This is a genomic window from Streptomyces luteoverticillatus, from assembly GCF_003970715.1.
Classification (GTDB): Bacteria; Actinomycetota; Actinomycetes; order Streptomycetales; family Streptomycetaceae; genus Streptomyces; species Streptomyces abikoensis.
The window spans coordinates 5,452,913-5,468,942 of sequence record NZ_CP034587.1 but is presented as its reverse complement, the minus strand read 5'-3'; the positions used below and the strand labels follow the sequence as shown (position 1 = coordinate 5,468,942).

Annotated in this window: 12 protein-coding genes and 1 riboswitch; of the genes, 3 read left to right on the top strand and 9 right to left on the bottom strand. The window is 73.3% G+C overall.

Translation table 11 applies throughout. The features are described 5' to 3' along the window. Positions 1-72: 72 nt before the first annotated feature. Positions 73-867, top strand: coding sequence for a VOC family protein (locus EKH77_RS24435; protein ID WP_126916451.1), 795 nt, complete (start codon positions 73-75; stop codon positions 865-867). 29 nt (positions 868-896) lie between these two features. Here EKH77_RS24435 and EKH77_RS24430 read toward each other — a convergent pair whose 3' ends face one another. The 4 genes from EKH77_RS24430 to EKH77_RS24415 form a co-directional block, all read right to left on the bottom strand. Then, positions 897-1,556: a thymidine kinase gene (locus tag EKH77_RS24430; RefSeq protein ID WP_126916450.1), complete on the bottom strand. Its 660-nt coding sequence runs from the start codon at positions 1,554-1,556 to the stop codon at positions 897-899. 58 nt (positions 1,557-1,614) lie between these two features. Then, positions 1,615-2,823: an alkaline phosphatase family protein gene (locus EKH77_RS24425; protein ID WP_126916449.1), complete on the bottom strand. Its 1,209-nt coding sequence runs from the start codon at positions 2,821-2,823 to the stop codon at positions 1,615-1,617. After that, entirely contained in the window at positions 2,823-3,410 is a 588-nt protein-coding gene (locus EKH77_RS24420; RefSeq protein WP_126916448.1) for a DUF5998 family protein, read from the bottom strand. Before EKH77_RS24420 ends, EKH77_RS24425 begins: the two co-directional genes overlap by 1 nt. Before the next feature lie 95 nt (positions 3,411-3,505). Then, positions 3,506-6,517 carry a bifunctional GNAT family N-acetyltransferase/acetate--CoA ligase family protein gene (locus EKH77_RS24415; RefSeq protein ID WP_126916447.1) on the bottom strand — a complete coding sequence of 1,004 codons (3,012 nt, stop codon included), beginning with the start codon at positions 6,515-6,517 and terminating at the stop codon, positions 3,506-3,508. A gap of 153 nt (positions 6,518-6,670) precedes the next feature. Here EKH77_RS24415 and EKH77_RS24410 point away from each other — a divergent pair, with 153 nt between their 5' ends. Continuing rightward, the gene (locus EKH77_RS24410; RefSeq protein WP_126916446.1) at positions 6,671-6,952 is read left to right on the top strand and encodes an HPr family phosphocarrier protein; all 282 of its coding nucleotides are present in this window, start codon (positions 6,671-6,673) and stop codon (positions 6,950-6,952) included. Positions 6,953-7,211: 259 nt separating this feature from the next. Here EKH77_RS24410 and EKH77_RS24405 read toward each other — a convergent pair whose 3' ends face one another. The 4 genes from EKH77_RS24405 to EKH77_RS24390 all read right to left on the bottom strand — a co-directional run bounded on the left by EKH77_RS24405 (position 7,212) and on the right by EKH77_RS24390 (position 12,078). After that, complete coding sequence (locus EKH77_RS24405; protein ID WP_240667504.1) at positions 7,212-7,928, bottom strand: GntR family transcriptional regulator; 717 nt, start codon at positions 7,926-7,928, stop codon at positions 7,212-7,214. Between the two features lie 194 nt (positions 7,929-8,122). Then, positions 8,123-8,926 (bottom strand): M23 family metallopeptidase, encoded by an 804-nt coding sequence (locus tag EKH77_RS24400; protein ID WP_126916445.1) that lies wholly within the window; start codon positions 8,924-8,926, stop codon positions 8,123-8,125. A 13-nt stretch (positions 8,927-8,939) separates the two neighbouring features. Next, positions 8,940-9,094: riboswitch (cyclic di-AMP (ydaO/yuaA leader) on the bottom strand. A gap of 225 nt (positions 9,095-9,319) precedes the next feature. Further along, positions 9,320-10,687: a M16 family metallopeptidase gene (locus EKH77_RS24395; protein WP_126918261.1), complete on the bottom strand. Its 1,368-nt coding sequence runs from the start codon at positions 10,685-10,687 to the stop codon at positions 9,320-9,322. A 41-nt stretch (positions 10,688-10,728) separates the two neighbouring features. After that, on the bottom strand, positions 10,729-12,078 hold the full coding sequence (locus EKH77_RS24390) for a M16 family metallopeptidase (RefSeq protein WP_126918260.1): 1,350 nt from the start codon (positions 12,076-12,078) through the stop codon (positions 10,729-10,731). A 224-nt stretch (positions 12,079-12,302) separates the two neighbouring features. On the opposite strand from EKH77_RS24390, the gene EKH77_RS24385 reads away from it, so the two are divergent. Continuing rightward, complete coding sequence (locus EKH77_RS24385) at positions 12,303-14,759, top strand: DNA gyrase/topoisomerase IV subunit A (protein WP_126916444.1); 2,457 nt, start codon at positions 12,303-12,305, stop codon at positions 14,757-14,759. A gap of 90 nt (positions 14,760-14,849) precedes the next feature. On the opposite strand, the gene EKH77_RS24380 is transcribed toward EKH77_RS24385, so the two are convergent. Next, positions 14,850-15,932, bottom strand: a complete 1,083-nt coding sequence (locus tag EKH77_RS24380; RefSeq protein ID WP_126916443.1) for a CobW family GTP-binding protein — start codon at positions 15,930-15,932, stop codon at positions 14,850-14,852. Positions 15,933-16,030: the final 98 nt, after the last annotated feature.

Sequence of the window (16,030 nt, the reverse complement as noted above, 5' to 3'; positions counted from 1 at the left end):
GCCCGGCGCGGCCGGGGCGCGTGTCCCGGCGGGGACGCGCGGCCACCACGATGGTCCGAGGAGATACTGACGATGACCGAGGTATGGGGCTCCTCCGAGCACCGCGGGGCGACCCGGCGGCAGACACCGGGCACTCCCTGCTGGACGAGTCTCCTGGCACGGGACCTTGAGGCGACCAAGGAGTTCTACGGCGGGCTGTTCGGGTGGTCCTACTACACTCCCGGGTCCGGCCGGCCGGGGCCGTACGTCCGGGCCACGATCGACGGACGGGACGTCGCCGGAATCGGGGGCCTGCCGCCCGATCGTCAACTCGCCAACGCGTGGACCACCTATCTGGCGAGCGACGACGCGGACGCCTCCGCGGAGTGGATCCACTGCGCCGGAGGAACGGTCGGCGTGGGCCCGCTGGCCGACGAGGACGCGGGGCGGCTGGTGCTGGCCACGGACCCGGCGGGGGCGCCGTTCGGCGTCCGGCAGGGGCGGGGGGCGGCCGGTCCCGGTCCGGCGGGCGTGCCCGGCACCCCGGTCTGGCACGAACTGGTGACCCATGACGCCGTCGCGGTGCTGAAGTTCTACCGCGCGCTGTTCGGGTACGAGACGAAGTCGTCCGGCGCCGTGGGCGCCGACACGTTCACCCTGCACCTGGACGGCCGTCCGGTGGCCGCGATCCGGGGCGCGGGGCCGGCGCTGCGGTATCCGCACTGGATGACGTATTTCGAAGTGGCGGACGTGGACGCGGCCGCCGAGCGGGTCGCCGAGCTGGGCGGCCGGGTCGTGGACGCCCCGGCGGAGGTGGCGGCCGGGCGCGCGGCGACGGTCGAGGACCCGGAGGGGGCCGTCTTCACCCTGCTGCGGACGGCCGGCTGAAGGGAGGTCCGGCCGAGGGGACGTCCGGCTCAGCCCGCGTTCTCGCGGTCCACCGGCAGCACGTCCGGCGACAGGGCCGCCGCGCGCGCGGCGGCCGCCGTCAGCCGACGGCGGTGGTGGCGCCGGCACAGCACCTCGTAACCGACCACGGTCTCCGGCTGGTTGACGTCGCCGACGACGACCTGCGCGCCCTCGACGACCATCTGCCCGCCGACCGTACGGGCGTTGTGGGTGGCCCGCGCCCCGCACCAGCACAGCGCCTCGACCTGGAGGACCTCGACGCGGTCGGCGAGTTCGATCAGACGCTGGGAGCCCGGGAAGAGCTTGGTGCGGAAGTCGGTGGTGATGCCGAAGGCGAAGACGTCCAGTTCGAGATCGTCGACGATCCGGGCCAGCTGGTCGATCTGCTCCGGCTCGAGGAACTGGGCCTCGTCGCAGATGACGTAGTCCGCGCGGCCGCCCGCCGAGAGGTGCCCGACCAGGTGCGCGTAGAAGTCGAACCCCTCCCCCGCCTCGACGGAGTCGGTGACCAGGCCGAGCCGGGAGGACAGCTTGCCCTCGCCGGCGCGGTCGTTGCGGGTGAAGATCAGCCCCTCGAGGCCGCGGGCCGACCGGTTGTGCTCGATCTGCAGAGCGAGGGTGCTCTTTCCGCAGTCCATCGTTCCGGAGAAGAACACCAGCTCGGGCATGGGAAGGCCGACGCCTTTCGTTTGATCGTGGGGGGGGTGGGGGATGGAACGGGGACGCTCAGGAGCGGACTTCGAGGAGCGGCACGAGCTGCTCGACCGGCGTCATGGAACCGTGGAGGCCGACCATCCTCGACTCGTTGGGCTCGGTCTCCGTGGCGACGATCGCGACGTCGTCGCGGGCGGCGGCGACGACGTCGCCGATCCGCGCGTACACCCGGTCGTCGACGCCCTCACCGGGCGGGCCGAACCAGCCCGCCTCGATGGCCTCGTCCCGGCCCGCGACCCACATCTGCTCGCCGAGCACCTCGCGCCACACTGCCAGGACGTCGGCGGCCGCGCCGGGCACCGCGTAGACGTGGCGGGCCCGCGCCTCGCCGCCCAGCAGGGCGACGCCGGCGCGCAGCTCCCAGTCCTCGTCGAAGTCGATGCGCGACTCCGGGTCGAACGGGATGTCGATCATGCCGTGGTCGGCGGTGACGTAGAGGGCCGAGCGCGGCGGCAGCTGTTCGGCCAGGCGCCGGGCGAGCAGGTCCACGTACATCAGCTGGCCGCGCCACTCCTCGGAGTCGACGCCGAAGCGGTGGCCCTTGCCGTCCACCTCGCTGTAGTACGTGTAGACGAGCGAGCGGTCCGCGGCGCCGAGGCGCTCGGCGGCGAAGTCCATCCGCTCCTCGCCGGAGAGCCGGCCGTGGAAGGTGCCGCCGCTCAGCGCGACCTTGGTCAGCGGGGTGTGCTCGAAGTCCGGCGAGGAGACCTGGCAGGTGGCGATCCCGGCCGCGTCCGCGAGCTGGAAGACGGTGGGGTACGGCTGCCAGGCGTGGGGGTCGGTCCAGGGACGCCAGCGGAGCTGGTTCATCAGCTGCCCGGTGGCCGGGTCGGCGACGGTGTAGCCGGCCAGGCCGTGGGCGCCGGGCGGCAGGCCCGTGCCGACCGAGGCGAGGGAGCTCGCGGTGGTGGAGGGGAAGCCGGCGGTCATGGGCGCGCCGGTGCCGTTCATGGACGTGCCCAGCAGCGAGTGGAGGAACGGGGCCTCGTCGGGGTGGGCGCGCAGCAGCTCCCAGCCCAGGCCGTCGATCAGGAAGACGCAGACCCGGTCGGCGGGCGCCAGCTCCATCCCGGAGGACAGCCCGGGCACGCCGAGGCCCGCGGCGACCGAGGGCAGCAGGTCGGCGAGGGAGCCGGTGCCGTAGCGGGGCAGCGGGGCGGAGCGGGGGTCGAGCGGGGCGGGCTCGGGCCAGGCCTGGCCCGCCGCGGTGGAGTAGGACATCAGCGGGTGGTCGCCGCGGTGGCCTCGGAGAGCGCCTGGGCGAAGGCGAGGGTCTGGCGGACGGTGTCCGGGCCGTCACCCGCCTCGCTGACCCGCAGGCTGAGGTCGTCGGCGGTGGAGGAGCCGGTGTAGCCGTGGTCGGCGTCGCAGTTCGGGTCGCCGCAGGCGGCGGGCTCGAGGTCGATGCGGGAGACCGCGCCCCAGCCGATGGTCAGGACGACCTCGCGGGGCAGGGTGCCCGGGGTGTAGGCCTCGGGGTTGGCGACGACGCGGCTGAGCACCACCGAGGAGATCCGGTCGAGCTTCACGGACTCGGTGGAGGTGGTGGCGTAGGGGGACGGGGAGGTGCCGTCGGCGGCCTGCTCGTCGGTGTGGCTGACGATGAATCGGGTACCGGTGAGGACGAGCACCGTGACATGGCGGCGCACCTCGTTCGAGTCGAACGTCGTCTCCTGGTGGACCAGGTACGACACGACCGGCTCACCGCCCACGGCGGCTTCCACCGCCTCGGCCACGAGGGCCGGGTAGTAGCCGCTGCGCTCGATGGCCGCGCGCAGCCCCTGGGTCGTCGTACCGGTCTTCGCCATACGTCCCATCCTACGGGGCGTACGGGGTCCGGCTGCCGCCGATCCCCGGCCAGGGCGCACCGTCGGCGCTCGGTAGCGGGGCTCGGCGCCAGGGCTCAGTACAGGGGCAGACTCCGCGGGCCGAGGTCGGAGCGGGCCGGGGGCGGGGCCAGCCGTATGGTCGCGCCGAGGACGTGCACCCCGTGCTGGGCGACGATCACCGGCTCCAGGTCGGCGCCGACGACTTCCGGGTGGTCGTCGACGAGGCGCGAGACCCGCAGCAGCAGCTCCTCCAGGGCCGCGGTGTCCACGGGGGCGGAGCCGCGCCAGCCGAAGAGCAGCGGCGCGGTGCGCACGGAACGGATGAGCTCGGCGGCGTCCCGGTCGGTGGCCGGGACGAGCCGGTGGGCGATGTCCCCGAGCAGCAGGGAGGGGGCGCCGGCCAGCCCGAAGGAGAGCACGGCGCCGGCGGTGGGGTGGATGGCGGCGCGGACGACGGTGTCGACGCCGCGCGGGGCCATGGACTGCACGACGAGGCTCAGCTCCTCGGGCTTGCCGAGCAGCTCGGTCAATTCCGCGTACGCGCGGCGCAGTTCCGCCTCGCCGCCGAGGTCGAGGCGGACCCCGCCCAGGTCGGCGCGGTGGCGGAGGTGGGGCGCGGTGGGCTTGAGGGCCACGGGGAAGCCGAGCCGCCGGGCGGCGTCCACGGCGCTGTCGGGGTCGGGCGCGGGCAGGGCGGGCAGCACGGCGATGCCGTAGCGGGCGAGGAGGCGCTGGGTGTCGGGGGCGGAGAGCGTCACGGCGCGCGGGGCGACGGCGCCGTGGGCCTTGAGCAGGACGCCGATGTCGGCGGCGGCGCCTTCTTCGTCGATGTCGTCGTACTCGGGCACCCGCCCGGGCACGGCGACGTCCCGCCGCCACCGCGCGTAACGCACCGCCTCGGCGAGCGCCCGCACGGCCCGCTCGGCGGCGGGGTAGGCGGGTATCCGGATGGCGGCCTCGCTTGCGGGGTCGCCTGCGGCGGGCGCGGGTCCTGCGGCCGTGCCGACCGGCTCGCCCGACGCGACCGCCCGGCCGGCGGACCCGCCGTCCGCCGCCGGGGAGGCAGGGCTTTCGGCCGCCGAATCCATGCCGTCCTCGGCCCTGTCTCGGTGGGCCGGAGCGCCGCGCTCGGCCGAGGCCTCGCCCAGGGCGGCGCCGACGACAGCGGTGGCCTCCGCCGCGACGGCGCCCGCGGCAGCGGCGTCCGCCGGCACCCCGCCGTCCAGGGCACCGGCATCCTCGGCGGCCCGGTCCGGGACCGGTGCCGCCAGGGCTTCGGCCAAGCCGGGGATCTCCAGGTGGACGACCGCGACCGGCTTCGCGGTGGGGGCCGTCGCGACGGCCTCGCGCAGGGCGGTGGCGAGGTCGGCGGCGGAGGTGTCGCCGACCCAGGGGATGGCGGTGACGACCACGGCGTCGCAGGCCCGGTCGGCCAGGGCGGCCGAGAGCGCGGCGCGGAAGTCCGCCGGGGTGGCGGACGTGGTCAGGTCGCGGGGCAGCAGGGGCCGCAGCCCGTCCGTGAGGCAGGCGTCGTACGTGAGCAGGGCGAGCGATTCGGAGTTGCCGCAGATCGCGACGCGGGGGCCCTCGGGGAGCGGCTGGGAGGCGAGGAGCAGTCCGGTGTCGGCCAGCTCGGTGACCGTGTCGACACGTATGACGCCGGCCTGCCGCAGCAGGTCCGAGACCGTGGCGTCGGGGATGCGGGTGGAGGGCACGGCGTGGCCGGTCGGGGCGGCGGCGCCGTGCCGCGCGCCCTTGACGACGACGAGCGGCTTGCGGGCGGCCGTGCGCCGGGCGAGGCGGGCGAACTTCCGCGGGTTGCCGATGGACTCCAGATACATGAGGACGACGTCGGTGTCGGGGTCGTCGTGCCAGTGCTGGAGGAAGTCGTTGCCGGAGACGTCGGCGCGGTTGCCGGCGGAGACGAAGGTGGAGATGCCCACGAGGCCGGCCGCCCGCCGGTGGAGCCCGGAGAGCAGGGCGATGCCGATCGCGCCGGACTGGCTGAACAGCCCGACCCGCCCGGTGGCGGGCAGCTCGGGGGCGAGGGAGGCGTTGAGCCTGACGGCCTCGGCGGTGTTGATGAGGCCGAAGGAGTTGGGGCCGATGACGCGCATGCCGTACGAGCGGGCCTGGCGGACCAGCTCGCGCTGGCGGGCGCGGCCCCTCCCGCCGCTCTCGGCGTACCCGGCGGTGAGCACGACGAGCCCCTGGACGCCGTGCTCCCCGCAGTCGGCGACGACGGCGGGGACCTCCTCGGCGGGGACGGCGACGACCGCGAGGTCGACCGGCTCGGCGATGCCGCCGACGGAGCGGTGGGCCGGAACGCCCTCGGGCTCCAGCCGCGAAGGCTCCTCGGGGAAGGCGCGGTTGACCGCGTACGTCCGCCCGGTGAAGCCGCCGGCGACGATGTTGCGCAGCACGGTGCGGCCCATGCCGCCGGGCTCGCGGCCGGCGCCGACGACGGCGACGGAGCGCGGGGTGAGCAGGCGCTGCACGGAGTGGGCCTCGGCGCGCTGTTCGCGGGCGCGCTGGACGGCGAGGGAGGCGTCGGTGGGCTCCAGGTCGAGGCCGAGGCGGACGACGCCGTCCTCGAAGCTGCGCTTCTGCGTGTAGCCCGCGTCCGTGAAGACCTTGATCATCTTGCTGTTGGCGGGCAGCACCTCGGCGGCGAAGCGCCGGATCGAGCGTTCGCGCGCGACGGCCGCGATGTGCTCGAGCAGGGCGGAGGCGACGCCACGCCCTTGGTGGGCGTCCTGGACGAGGAAGGCGACCTCGGCCTCGTCGGCGGGGGCGATGCGGTCGTAGCGCACGGTGGCGATGAACTCGCCGCCGACGATCGCGGCCAGGCCCACCCGGTCGACGTAGTCGTGGTGGGTGAAGCGGTGGACGTCCCGGTCGGAGAGGCGGGGGTAGGGGGCGAAGAAGCGGTAGTACTTGGACTGGTCCGACACCTGCTCGTAAAAGCTGACCAGCCGTCCCGCGTCGTCGGGCGTGATGGGGCGGATGTGGGCGATGCCGCCGTCGCGCAGCACGACATCGGCTTCCCAGTGGGTCGGGTACGCGTGCTCGGACGGCGTCTGCATGGGCCCAGCGTAAGGCCGGGCACCGACAGCGGGCCGGTGCCGCCCGGGCCACGGGCGCGACCGAAGGGCCCTGGTGGGGGCGCACGCGCGGGGCACCGCGCGCCCCGTGCCACAATGGTCTAGACAACCAATATCGACTTGAAGGGCAACACCATGGTTGAGCGCCGCGTAAACGTCGGCTGGGCCGAGGGCCTGCACGCCCGGCCCGCGTCGATCTTCGTCCGTGCGGCGACCGCCGCCGGCGTCCCCATGACGATCGCCAAGGCGGACGGCAACCCCGTCAACGCCGCCTCCATGCTCGCCGTGCTGGGCCTGGGCGCCCAGGGTGGCGAGGAGATCGTCCTCGCCAGTGAGGCGGAGGGTGCCGAGGCCGCGCTCGACCGTCTGGCCAAGCTCGTCGCCGAGGGGCTCGAGGAGCTCCCGGAGACCGTCTGATCCTCCGGCCCGCCCTCATCGGGCGGACCGCGCGGCGGGGCCGCGGCAGCCGACGACAGGCCGCCGCGGCCCCGTCGTCGCATCCGTCACCGGCATACCCATGAGCCGCCCACCCGCGAGCCGGGTGTCCACCACCCTGCCGTATTCACAGGTTTTTCACACGCCGTGCGCGCCGCTCTCCGCAGACGCGCACGGCGTGCCCCGGCCGGGGACCGCCACGAATTCCCGGCCCTATTCCTCCAGGAATAGCGGCCGCTCGTTAAGAACGGACGCCCGCCGTGTTTACGGGCTGTTTCGGCGGGTGGACGCGATCGCCCCCCGTCCGCCGCAGCAGGAATTCACCGGGCGAACGGCCTGCCCGTACGGCGGCGAGTTCCCGGGCGCGCTCCACGTCCCCGCGGGCCACCGCGTCCACCAACGCCCCGCACGCTTCCCAGGTCTCCAGCGGCCGGACCACGGGCCCCGGGGCGTACACCCAGGCGATCTTGCGGCGCAGCTGGGTCAGGAGCCCGGCGACGGAGGGGCTGCCGGACGCCTGGGCGAGGGTCTCGTCGAACCAGTCGCCGAGCTGGCGCAGTTCGCCGCAGCGGCCCGCCCGGGCCCGCTCCTGGCCGAGTCTGACCAGGCCCCGCAGCACCTTGAGGTGGGCGTCGGAGCGCCGCTGCGCGGCCTTGGCGGCGCCCAGCGGTTCCAGCAGGGCCCGGATGTCGAGGAGGTCGGCGGCCTCGCGCTCGGTGGGTTCGGCGACGCAGGCGCCGGCGTGCCGGCGGGTGGTCACGAAGCCCTCGGAGGCCAGGGTGCGCAGCGCCTCGCGCACGGGGACCCGTGAGACGCCGTAGCGGCGGGCGAGGATTTCCTCGATGAGCCGGCTGCCCGGCGGGAAAGCGCCGGAGACGATGTCGTCGCGGATGGCGGTGCACACCGCGTGCGTGGAAATACGACGGCTCTCGCGCGGCCCTTCGCCGTCGCCGCTCACGTACGGCCCCGCATGGGTCTACCTCCGCCTCATGCCTCAATCCCCGTGCAGCACGGCCGATTGACGTCCGTTCGGCGACTCTATGGCAATCCCGGGCGTTTTCCGATGGTGCCGCCGTTTCATGGATATTTTTTGGCCAACACGAAGGCCCCGGCCGGGGGCCGGGGCCTTTCGCGAGTCGTCGGGCGTCGTCGTTACAGGTTGACGCCGTGCGCGGCCATGTAGGCGATCGGGTCGATGTCCGAGCCGTAGGTGGGGGCCGTGCGGGCCTCGAAGTGCAGGTGCGGGCCGGTGACGTTGCCGGTGGCGCCGGAGAGGCCGATCTGCTGGCCCGGGGTGACCGACTGGCCGACGGAGACGTCGATGGAGGACAGGTGGCCGTACTGGGTGTACGTGCCGTCGGCCATCTGGATGACGACGTTGTTGCCGTAGGCGCCGCCCCAGCCGGCCTCGACGATGGTGCCCATGCCGACGGCGTGGACGGAGGTACCGGTCTCGGCGTGCATGTCGATACCGGTGTGGCTGCCGGAGGACCACAGGCCGCTGGAGGCCTTGTAGGAGGTGGAGACGTAGGAGCCGTCGATCGGGCTCACGAAGGTGCCGAGGCGCTTGCGCTCCTCGTCGCGGGCGGCCTTCTCCTTGGCGGCGCGCTCCTCCTCGGCCTTGCGCTTGGCCTCTTCGTAGCGCTGCTTGGCCTGGACGGCCTTCTGCTTGGCGCTCTCCTCGGCCTGGAGGCGGGCGGCGGCCTCGTCGGCGGCGCTGCGCTGGGACTCGGCCTGGGCGTCGACGTGCTCGGCCATGACGTCGCCCATGACGACGGCCTGGGTCAGGCCGGTGTCCTCGGGGCGCTGCGTGTCGTCGGAGGCGGCGAAGGCCGGGGCGGCGACACCGGCGACTACGCCGGCGGCCGTGAGAGTGGCTATGCCCGCCACGTTCGCGCTGACGCGCGCGGCTCGGCTCGGACGACGGTGCTTCCCGGTGGCACGGGTGAACGCCATGTCGCGGCTGTTTCCTTTCCTTCCCTCTCGCCTACCGGGTTAGCTGACGGGTTCGGAGCAGGAAGGTCTCCTACGGATCCCTCGTGAGAGGGGCCCGATTCACCCCAGGGACGTTTGGGTCCCCGGCTCCCCTCTGCTGGCGCTTCGGGGACTCGGCGATGGCTGCCCGGGGCCGCGGTCGCGGCTCCGATCGGCGGGCTGCCGGGCCTGACGCTAATCGGCGTCAGATTCGAACAGCAAACAGAAGTGGGTTTTTATGACGTACGCCACACGACCAACACCCAACCTCCGCCTGAAAGCGGACATAAGTGAGGCGCATGGGTCACAACGGACCCATGCGCCGAAGGGGCCCCGGCGCGGCGTGGCCTGCCGCGCCGGGGTGGTGAGTCGCCGTCAGGCGGGGATGACCGTCACCGGGCCGATGCCCAGGGCCTTGACGGGCTCGGCGATCTCGGCGGCGTCGCCGACGAGGACGGTGACGAGGCGGTCGGCCGGGAAGGCGCTCACGACGGCCGCCGTGGCCTCCACCGTGCCGGTGTCCGCGAGGCGTTCGTACAGCCGCGCCTGGAAGTCGTCCGGCAGGTACTGCTCGACCTGGTCGGCGAAGGTCGCGGCGACGGCCGCGGCCGTCTCGTACTTCAGCGGCGCGACCCCGACCAGGTTCTGCACGGCGACGTCGCGCTCGGCGTCCGTCAGGCCCTCCGCGGCGAGGGTGCGCAGCACGGTCCACAGGTCCGCCAGGGCGGGGCCGGTGTTGGGGGTGTCCACGGAGCCGCTGATGGCGAGCATGGCCGTGCCCGTCCCGTCGGGGGCGGAGAGCAGCACCTGGCCGAAGGAGCGCACGCCGTAGGTGTAGCCCTTCTCCTCGCGCAGGACGCGGTCCAGGCGGGAGGTGAGGGTGCCGCCGAGGCAGTAGGTGCCGAGGATCTGGGCGGGCCAGGTGCTCGCGTGCCGGTCGGGGCCGGTGCGGCCGATGAGCAACTGCGTCTGGACGGCGCCGGGCCGGTCCACGATCACGACGCGGCCGGTGTCGTCGGCGGTGACGGCCGGGACGGGCAGCGGCTCGGCGGTGGTGCCGGTCCAGGCGCCGAGGGACTCCGCCAGGGTCCGGTCGAGGTCGATGCCGGTGAAGTCGCCGACGATCGCCACGGTGGTGGTGGCGGGGCGGACATGGGCCTCGTAGAAGGCCCGGACTGCCGCGGCGTCGATGCGCTCGACGGTCGCCTGCGCGCCCTGGCGGGGGCGGGACATCCGGGAGCCGGCCGGGAAGAGCTCGGCGGCCAGCGCCATGGCCGCCCGGCGGGCGGGGTTGGCCAGCTCGTGCGGGATCTCGTCCAGGCGGTTGTCGACCAGGCGCTCGATCTCGCCGTCCGGGAAGGCCGGGGCGCGCAGGGCGTCGGCGAGCAGGCCCATGGCCTTGCCCAGCCGGGAGGCCGGGACCTCCAGGGAGAGCCGGACGCCGGGGTGGTCGGCGTGGGCGTCGAGGGTGGCGCCGCAGCGCTCCAGCTCGGCGGTGAACTCCTCGGCGCTGAGCTTGTCGGTGCCCTCGGAGAAGGCGCGCGCCATGATCGTGGCGACGCCGTCCAGGCCCTCGGGCTCGGCGGCCAGCGGCGCGTTCAGGACGACGTCGACGGCGACGACCTGCTGGCCGGCGCGGTGGCAGCGCAGCACGGTCAGCCCGTTGGGGAGCAGGCCGCGCTCGGGGGCGGGGAAGGCCCAGGGGGAGGCGGTGCCGGGGCGGGGCTGCGGGTGGAACTCCATCGAGGCCTCTGCGGTCTGGGTGCTCGCGGCTGCGGCGTCGCTCACCGGTCCGCCTCCTCTTCCTCGTTCTCGCCGGCGGCGTCGGTGCCGGACTGGGGCGTGGGCTCGTACACCAGCACGGCGCGGTTGTCGGGGTGCAGCCGGGCCTTGGCGACCTCCTGCACCTCCAGGGGGGTGATGTCCAGGACGCGCTGAACCGCGGTCAGGGCGAGCTGGGGGTCGCCGAAGAGCACGGCGAAGCGGCACAGCTCGTCAGCGCGGCCGCTGACGGTGGCCAGCCGGTCCAGCCACTCGCGCTCCAGCTGGGCCTGGGCGCGCTCCATCTCCTCGGGCGTCGGGCCCTCGGCCGCGAAGCGGGCGAGCTCGTCGTCCACGGCGGTCTCGATCGCGGGGACCTCCACGCCGCCGGACGCCTTGACGTCCAGCCAGCCGAGCGAGGGCGCGCCGGCCAGGCGCAGCAGGCCGAAGCCGGCCGCGACGGCGGTGCGGTCGTGCCGCACGAGGCGGTTGTGGAGGCGGGAGGACTCGCCGCCGCCGAGGATGGTCAGCGCCAGGTCGGCGGCGTCGGCCTCGCGCGTGCCGTCGTGGGGCAGGCGGTAGGCGGCCATCAGCGCGCGGGAGGGGACCTCCTCGCGGAGGACCTCGCGCAGCTGCTCGCCGATGGTGTCGGGCAGCCGGCCGTCGCGCGGGGGCTGCTTCCCGTCGTGCGCCGGGATGGAGCCGAAGTACTTCTCGATCCAGGCGAGCGTCTGCTCGGGGTCGATGTCGCCGACGACCGAGAGGACGGCGTTGCCCGGCGCGTAGTACGTGCGGAAGAAGGCGCGCGCGTCCTCCAGGGAGGCGGCGTCCAGGTCGGCCATGGAGCCGATGGGCGTGTGGTGGTACGGGTGGCCGTCGGGGTAGGCCATGGCCGTCAGCTTCTCGAAGGCCGTGCCGTAGGGCACGTTGTCGTAGCGCTGGCGGCGCTCGTTCTTGACGACGTCGCGCTGGTTCTCCATCGACTCGTCGTCGAGGGCGGTGAGCAGCGAGCCCATCCGGTCGGCCTCGAGCCACAGGGCCAGCTCCACCTGGTGGGCCGGCATGGTCTCGAAGTAGTTGGTGCGCTCGAAGCTCGTGGTGCCGTTGAGCGATCCGCCGGCGCCCTGCACCAGCTCGAAGTGGCCGTTTCCCTTGACCTGGGCCGAGCCCTGGAACATCAGGTGCTCGAAGAGGTGGGCGAGGCCGGTACGGCCCTTGACCTCGTGGCGCGAGCCGACGTCGTACCAGAGGCAGACCGCGGCGACCGGGGTCAGGTGGTCCTCGGAGAGGATCACCCGCAGGCCGTTGGCCAGGCGGTGCTCGGTCGCTGTCAGGCCGCCGGAGCCGGCCTGTTGCGTGGCCGTGTGACCCATGGGCATGTACGTCCCTTCGATCTCTTGAGATCCCGCGGTGCCTCGCGACGACTCGCGTGATGAACAGTCCTGTCACTGTATGCAAGCGCGCTGACATCTGGCGAAGTTCCCGAACCGCCGGGGATGCCCCGGACGGGTCGCGGTCGGCGTTGTCGGTGGCTCGGTCCACAATGGTCCGCGTCAGGACCCCGCATCGGCAATCGATCGAAGGAGCAGCAGCCGCGATGGCCCGCCGCAGCACGAAGACCCCGCCGCCGGAAGAGTTCGAGGAGCGCATCCTCGACATCGACGTCGTCGACGAGATGCAGGGCTCCTTCCTCGAGTACGCCTATTCCGTCATCTACTCCCGCGCCCTGCCCGACGCCCGGGACGGCCTCAAGCCGGTCCAGCGCCGCATCCTCTTCCAGATGAACGAGATGGGCCTGCGGCCCGAGCGGGGGCATGTGAAGTGCGCCCGCGTCGTCGGCGAGGTGATGGGCAAGCTCCACCCGCACGGCGACGCCTCGATCTACGACGCCCTCGTGCGCATGGCGCAGCCGTTCTCGATGCGGCTGCCCCTGGTGGACGGCCACGGCAACTTCGGCTCGCTGGGCAACGACGACCCGCCCGCGGCCATGCGTTACACCGAGGCCCGGATGGCGTCGCCGTCGTCGTTGATGACCGAGTCGATCGACGAGGACACCGTCGATTTCGCGCCGAACTACGACGGCAGCGAGCGGGAGCCGGTGGCCCTTCCCGCCGCCTATCCGAACCTGTTGGTCAACGGTTCGTCCGGCATCGCGGTCGGCATGGCGACGAACATGCCGCCGCACAACCTGGGTGAGGTCATCGCCGCCGCCCGGCACCTGATCCGGCACCCGGGCGCCGACCTCGACACCCTGATGAAGTTCGTCCCGGGCCCGGACCTGCCCACGGGCGGCCGCATCGTGGGCCTGAGCGGCATCCGTGACGCCTACGAGACCGGCCGCGGCACGTTCAGGATCCGCGCGACGGTCTCCGTGGAGAACGTCTCGCCCCGCCGCAAGGGCCTGGTCGTCACCGAGCTGCCCTTCGCGGTGGGCCCGGAGAAGGTCGTCTCCAAGATCAAGGACCTGGTCGGCTCGAAGAAGCTCCAGGGCATCGCCGACGTCAAGGACCTCACCGACCGGGCCCACGGCCTGCGCCTGGTCATCGAGATCAAGAACGGCTTCAACCCCGAGGCCGTCCTGGAGCAGCTCTACAAGCTGACGCCGATGGAGGAGTCCTTCGGCATCAACAATGTGGCGCTCGTGGACGGGCAGCCGCTGACGCTGGGCCTGAAGGAGCTGCTGGAGGTCTACGTCGACCACCGCTTCGAGGTGGTCCGCCGGCGCAGCGAGTTCCGGCGCGGCAAGCGGAGCGACCGGCTGCATCTGGTCGAGGGCCTGCTGGTGGCGCTCGTCGACATCGACGAGGTCATCCGAATCATTCGATCGAGCGATAACGCGGCGGGCGCCAAGGCATCACTCGTGGAGCGCTTCTCGCTCTCCGAGGTGCAGACCCAGTACATCCTCGACACCCCGCTGCGCCGCCTGACCAAGTTCGACCGGATCGAGCTGGAGTCGGAGCGCGACAGGCTCACCGAGGAGATCGCCGAGCTGACCCGGATCCTGGAGTCGGACGCGGAGCTCCGCAAGCTCGTCTCGGCGGAACTGGCGGACGTGGCGAAGAAGTTCGGCACCGACCGGCGCACGGTGCTGCTGGAGTCGGCGGGCCAGCCGGCCTCGGCGGTGCCGCTGAAGGTCGCGGACGACCCGTGCCGGGTGCTGCTGTCCTCCACGGGCCTCCTGGCCCGCACGGCCACGGGCGAGCCGGCGGACGCCTCGGCCGACGCCAAGCGCGTGAAGCACGACGTGATCGTCTCGGCCGTCCCGGCGACGGCCCTGGGCGAGGTGGGCGCGGTGACCTCGGCAGGGCGGCTGCTGCGGCTGCGGGTGATCGACCTGCCGCAGCTGCCGGAGACGGCGGCCCCGCCGAACCTGGCGGGCGGCGCCCCGGTGTCCGAGTTCCTGACGCTGGCGGACGGCGAGCGGCTGGTCTGCCTGACCACGCTCGACGAGTCCTCCCCCGGCCTGGCCATCGGCACCGAGCAGGGCGTGGTCAAGCGCGTCGTCCCGGACTATCCGGCCAACAAGGACGAGCTGGAGGTCATCGGCCTCAAGGACGGCGACACCGTCGTCGGCGCCGTCGAGCTGCGCACGGGCGAGGAGGACCTGGTCTTCGTCACGGACGACGCCCAGTTGCTGCGCTACCAGGCCTCGCAGGTGCGGCCGCAGGGCCGCCCGGCGGGCGGCATGGCGGGCGTCAAGCTGTCGCCGGACGCGAAGGTCATCTCCTTCACTGCCGTCGACCCCGCGGAGGACGCGGTGGTGGTCACGGTCGCGGGTGCCCGGGGCGGGCTGCCGGGGGCGGTCTCGGAGGGCACGGCGAAGATGACGCCGTTCGACCAGTACCCGCGCAAGGGCCGGGCCACGGGCGGAGTGCGCTGCCAGCGCTTCCTCAAGGGCGAGGACTGCCTCGTCCTGGCCTGGGCGGGCGCCGCCCCGGCGCGGGCCGCGACGGCCACCGGCATGCCGGCCGAGCTGCCGACGCCCGACCCGCGCCGCGACGGTTCGGGTACGCCGCTGCCGAAGCCGGTGACCGTGGTGGCCGGCCCGGTGTAGGCCTTCGGGGCTCGAGGTGCGCGCGGGTCCGCGCGCACCTCGAGCTCGGGTGCGTCTCAAGCCTGGGTGTATCTCAAGCCTGGGTGCGTCTCAGTCCTGCGCGTAGCGCAGGACGCCCCACATGCTGTGCTCCTCGGTCTCTTCCGGTGCCGTGTCCCGGCAGCCTTCGAGCCCCGCCTTCAGGGTGCCGGCGTCGATGCCCCTGCCGATCATCACCATCTGCGTGACGCGCTCCTCGGAGCGCGCCCACGGCGACCGGTAGAAGCGCAGGAAGTCGCCCACCGCGTGGAGGGTGAACTTGTCGCGGTGGCCGGCCACGCCGAAGTGGACGAAGCCCTTCATGCGGTAGAGGCCCTCGGGCCTGCCGTCGAGGAACTCCATGAGCCGCCGGGGATTCATGGGGGTGTCGGACCGGAACTCGACGCTCTCGTAGCCGGAGTGGAGATGGCCGCTGTGGTCGCACCCCTCCCCGCAATGCTCGCCGTGGTCGTGGTCATGCTCGCGGTCGTGCTCGTCGTCCGCGAGGAGGAGGTCCTCGAAGGAGAGCTGGCGCACGGCCTCCAGGTGGTCCTCGCGGGGCTTGCGGTCGAAGAGCATCTCCGGGTCGATCCGCCCGTGGGAGACCGGGACGACGGGAGTGCCCGGGGCCAGCCCGGCGAGCGTCTCCAGCAGGCTCTCGCGGGTCTCGTCCCCGATGCGGTCGGCCTTGTTGAGGACCACGAGGTCGGCGATGCCCACGTGCCGGTCGAGCTCCGGGTGGCGTTCGCGCGTGGCGGAGAACTCCGCCCCGTCGACGACCTCGACCAGCCCGCCGTAGACGACGCTGTCGTTGTCGCTAGCCAGGATCATCCGGATGATCTCCTGGGGCTCGGCCAGCCCGCTGGCCTCGATGACGATCACGTCGATGCGGGCCGCCGGGCGGGCCAGCCGGTCCAGGAAGCCGTCCAGCTCGCTCGCGTCCACGGCGCAGCACAGGCAGCCGTTGCCGAGGGAGACCATGGAGTCCACCTGGCCGGCGACGCTCATCGCATCGATCTCGATCTTGCCGAAGTCGTTGACGACCGCCCCGATCCGGGTGCCTCCGCTGTGCCGCAGGAGGTGGTTGAGCAGGGTCGTCTTGCCCGATCCGAGGAATCCCGCCAGCACGATGACCGGAATCTGTCGCTTGGCCAAGAAAAAGCCTCCCTCGTCGGTCCACTGCGGCGGACGGACCGGGGTCCACCGCCCGACCCAGGATAGGAGGGCCCTCGGCGCGCAGGACCGGACCCGGT

Coding starts and splice junctions, on each gene's coding strand:
- EKH77_RS24385 (WP_126916444.1), top strand. CDS start 12,303: ATGGCCCGCCGCAGCACGAAGACCCCGCCGCCGGAAGAGTTCGAGGAG.
- EKH77_RS24425 (WP_126916449.1), bottom strand. CDS start 2,823: ATGTCCTACTCCACCGCGGCGGGCCAGGCCTGGCCCGAGCCCGCCCCG.
- EKH77_RS24410 (WP_126916446.1), top strand. CDS start 6,671: ATGGTTGAGCGCCGCGTAAACGTCGGCTGGGCCGAGGGCCTGCACGCC.
- EKH77_RS24415 (WP_126916447.1), bottom strand. CDS start 6,517: ATGCAGACGCCGTCCGAGCACGCGTACCCGACCCACTGGGAAGCCGAT.
- EKH77_RS24430 (WP_126916450.1), bottom strand. CDS start 1,556: ATGCCCGAGCTGGTGTTCTTCTCCGGAACGATGGACTGCGGAAAGAGC.
- EKH77_RS24390 (WP_126918260.1), bottom strand. CDS start 12,078: ATGGGTCACACGGCCACGCAACAGGCCGGCTCCGGCGGCCTGACAGCG.
- EKH77_RS24435 (WP_126916451.1), top strand. CDS start 73: ATGACCGAGGTATGGGGCTCCTCCGAGCACCGCGGGGCGACCCGGCGG.
- EKH77_RS24420 (WP_126916448.1), bottom strand. CDS start 3,410: ATGGCGAAGACCGGTACGACGACCCAGGGGCTGCGCGCGGCCATCGAG.
- EKH77_RS24395 (WP_126918261.1), bottom strand. CDS start 10,687: ATGGAGTTCCACCCGCAGCCCCGCCCCGGCACCGCCTCCCCCTGGGCC.
- EKH77_RS24400 (WP_126916445.1), bottom strand. CDS start 8,926: ATGGCGTTCACCCGTGCCACCGGGAAGCACCGTCGTCCGAGCCGAGCC.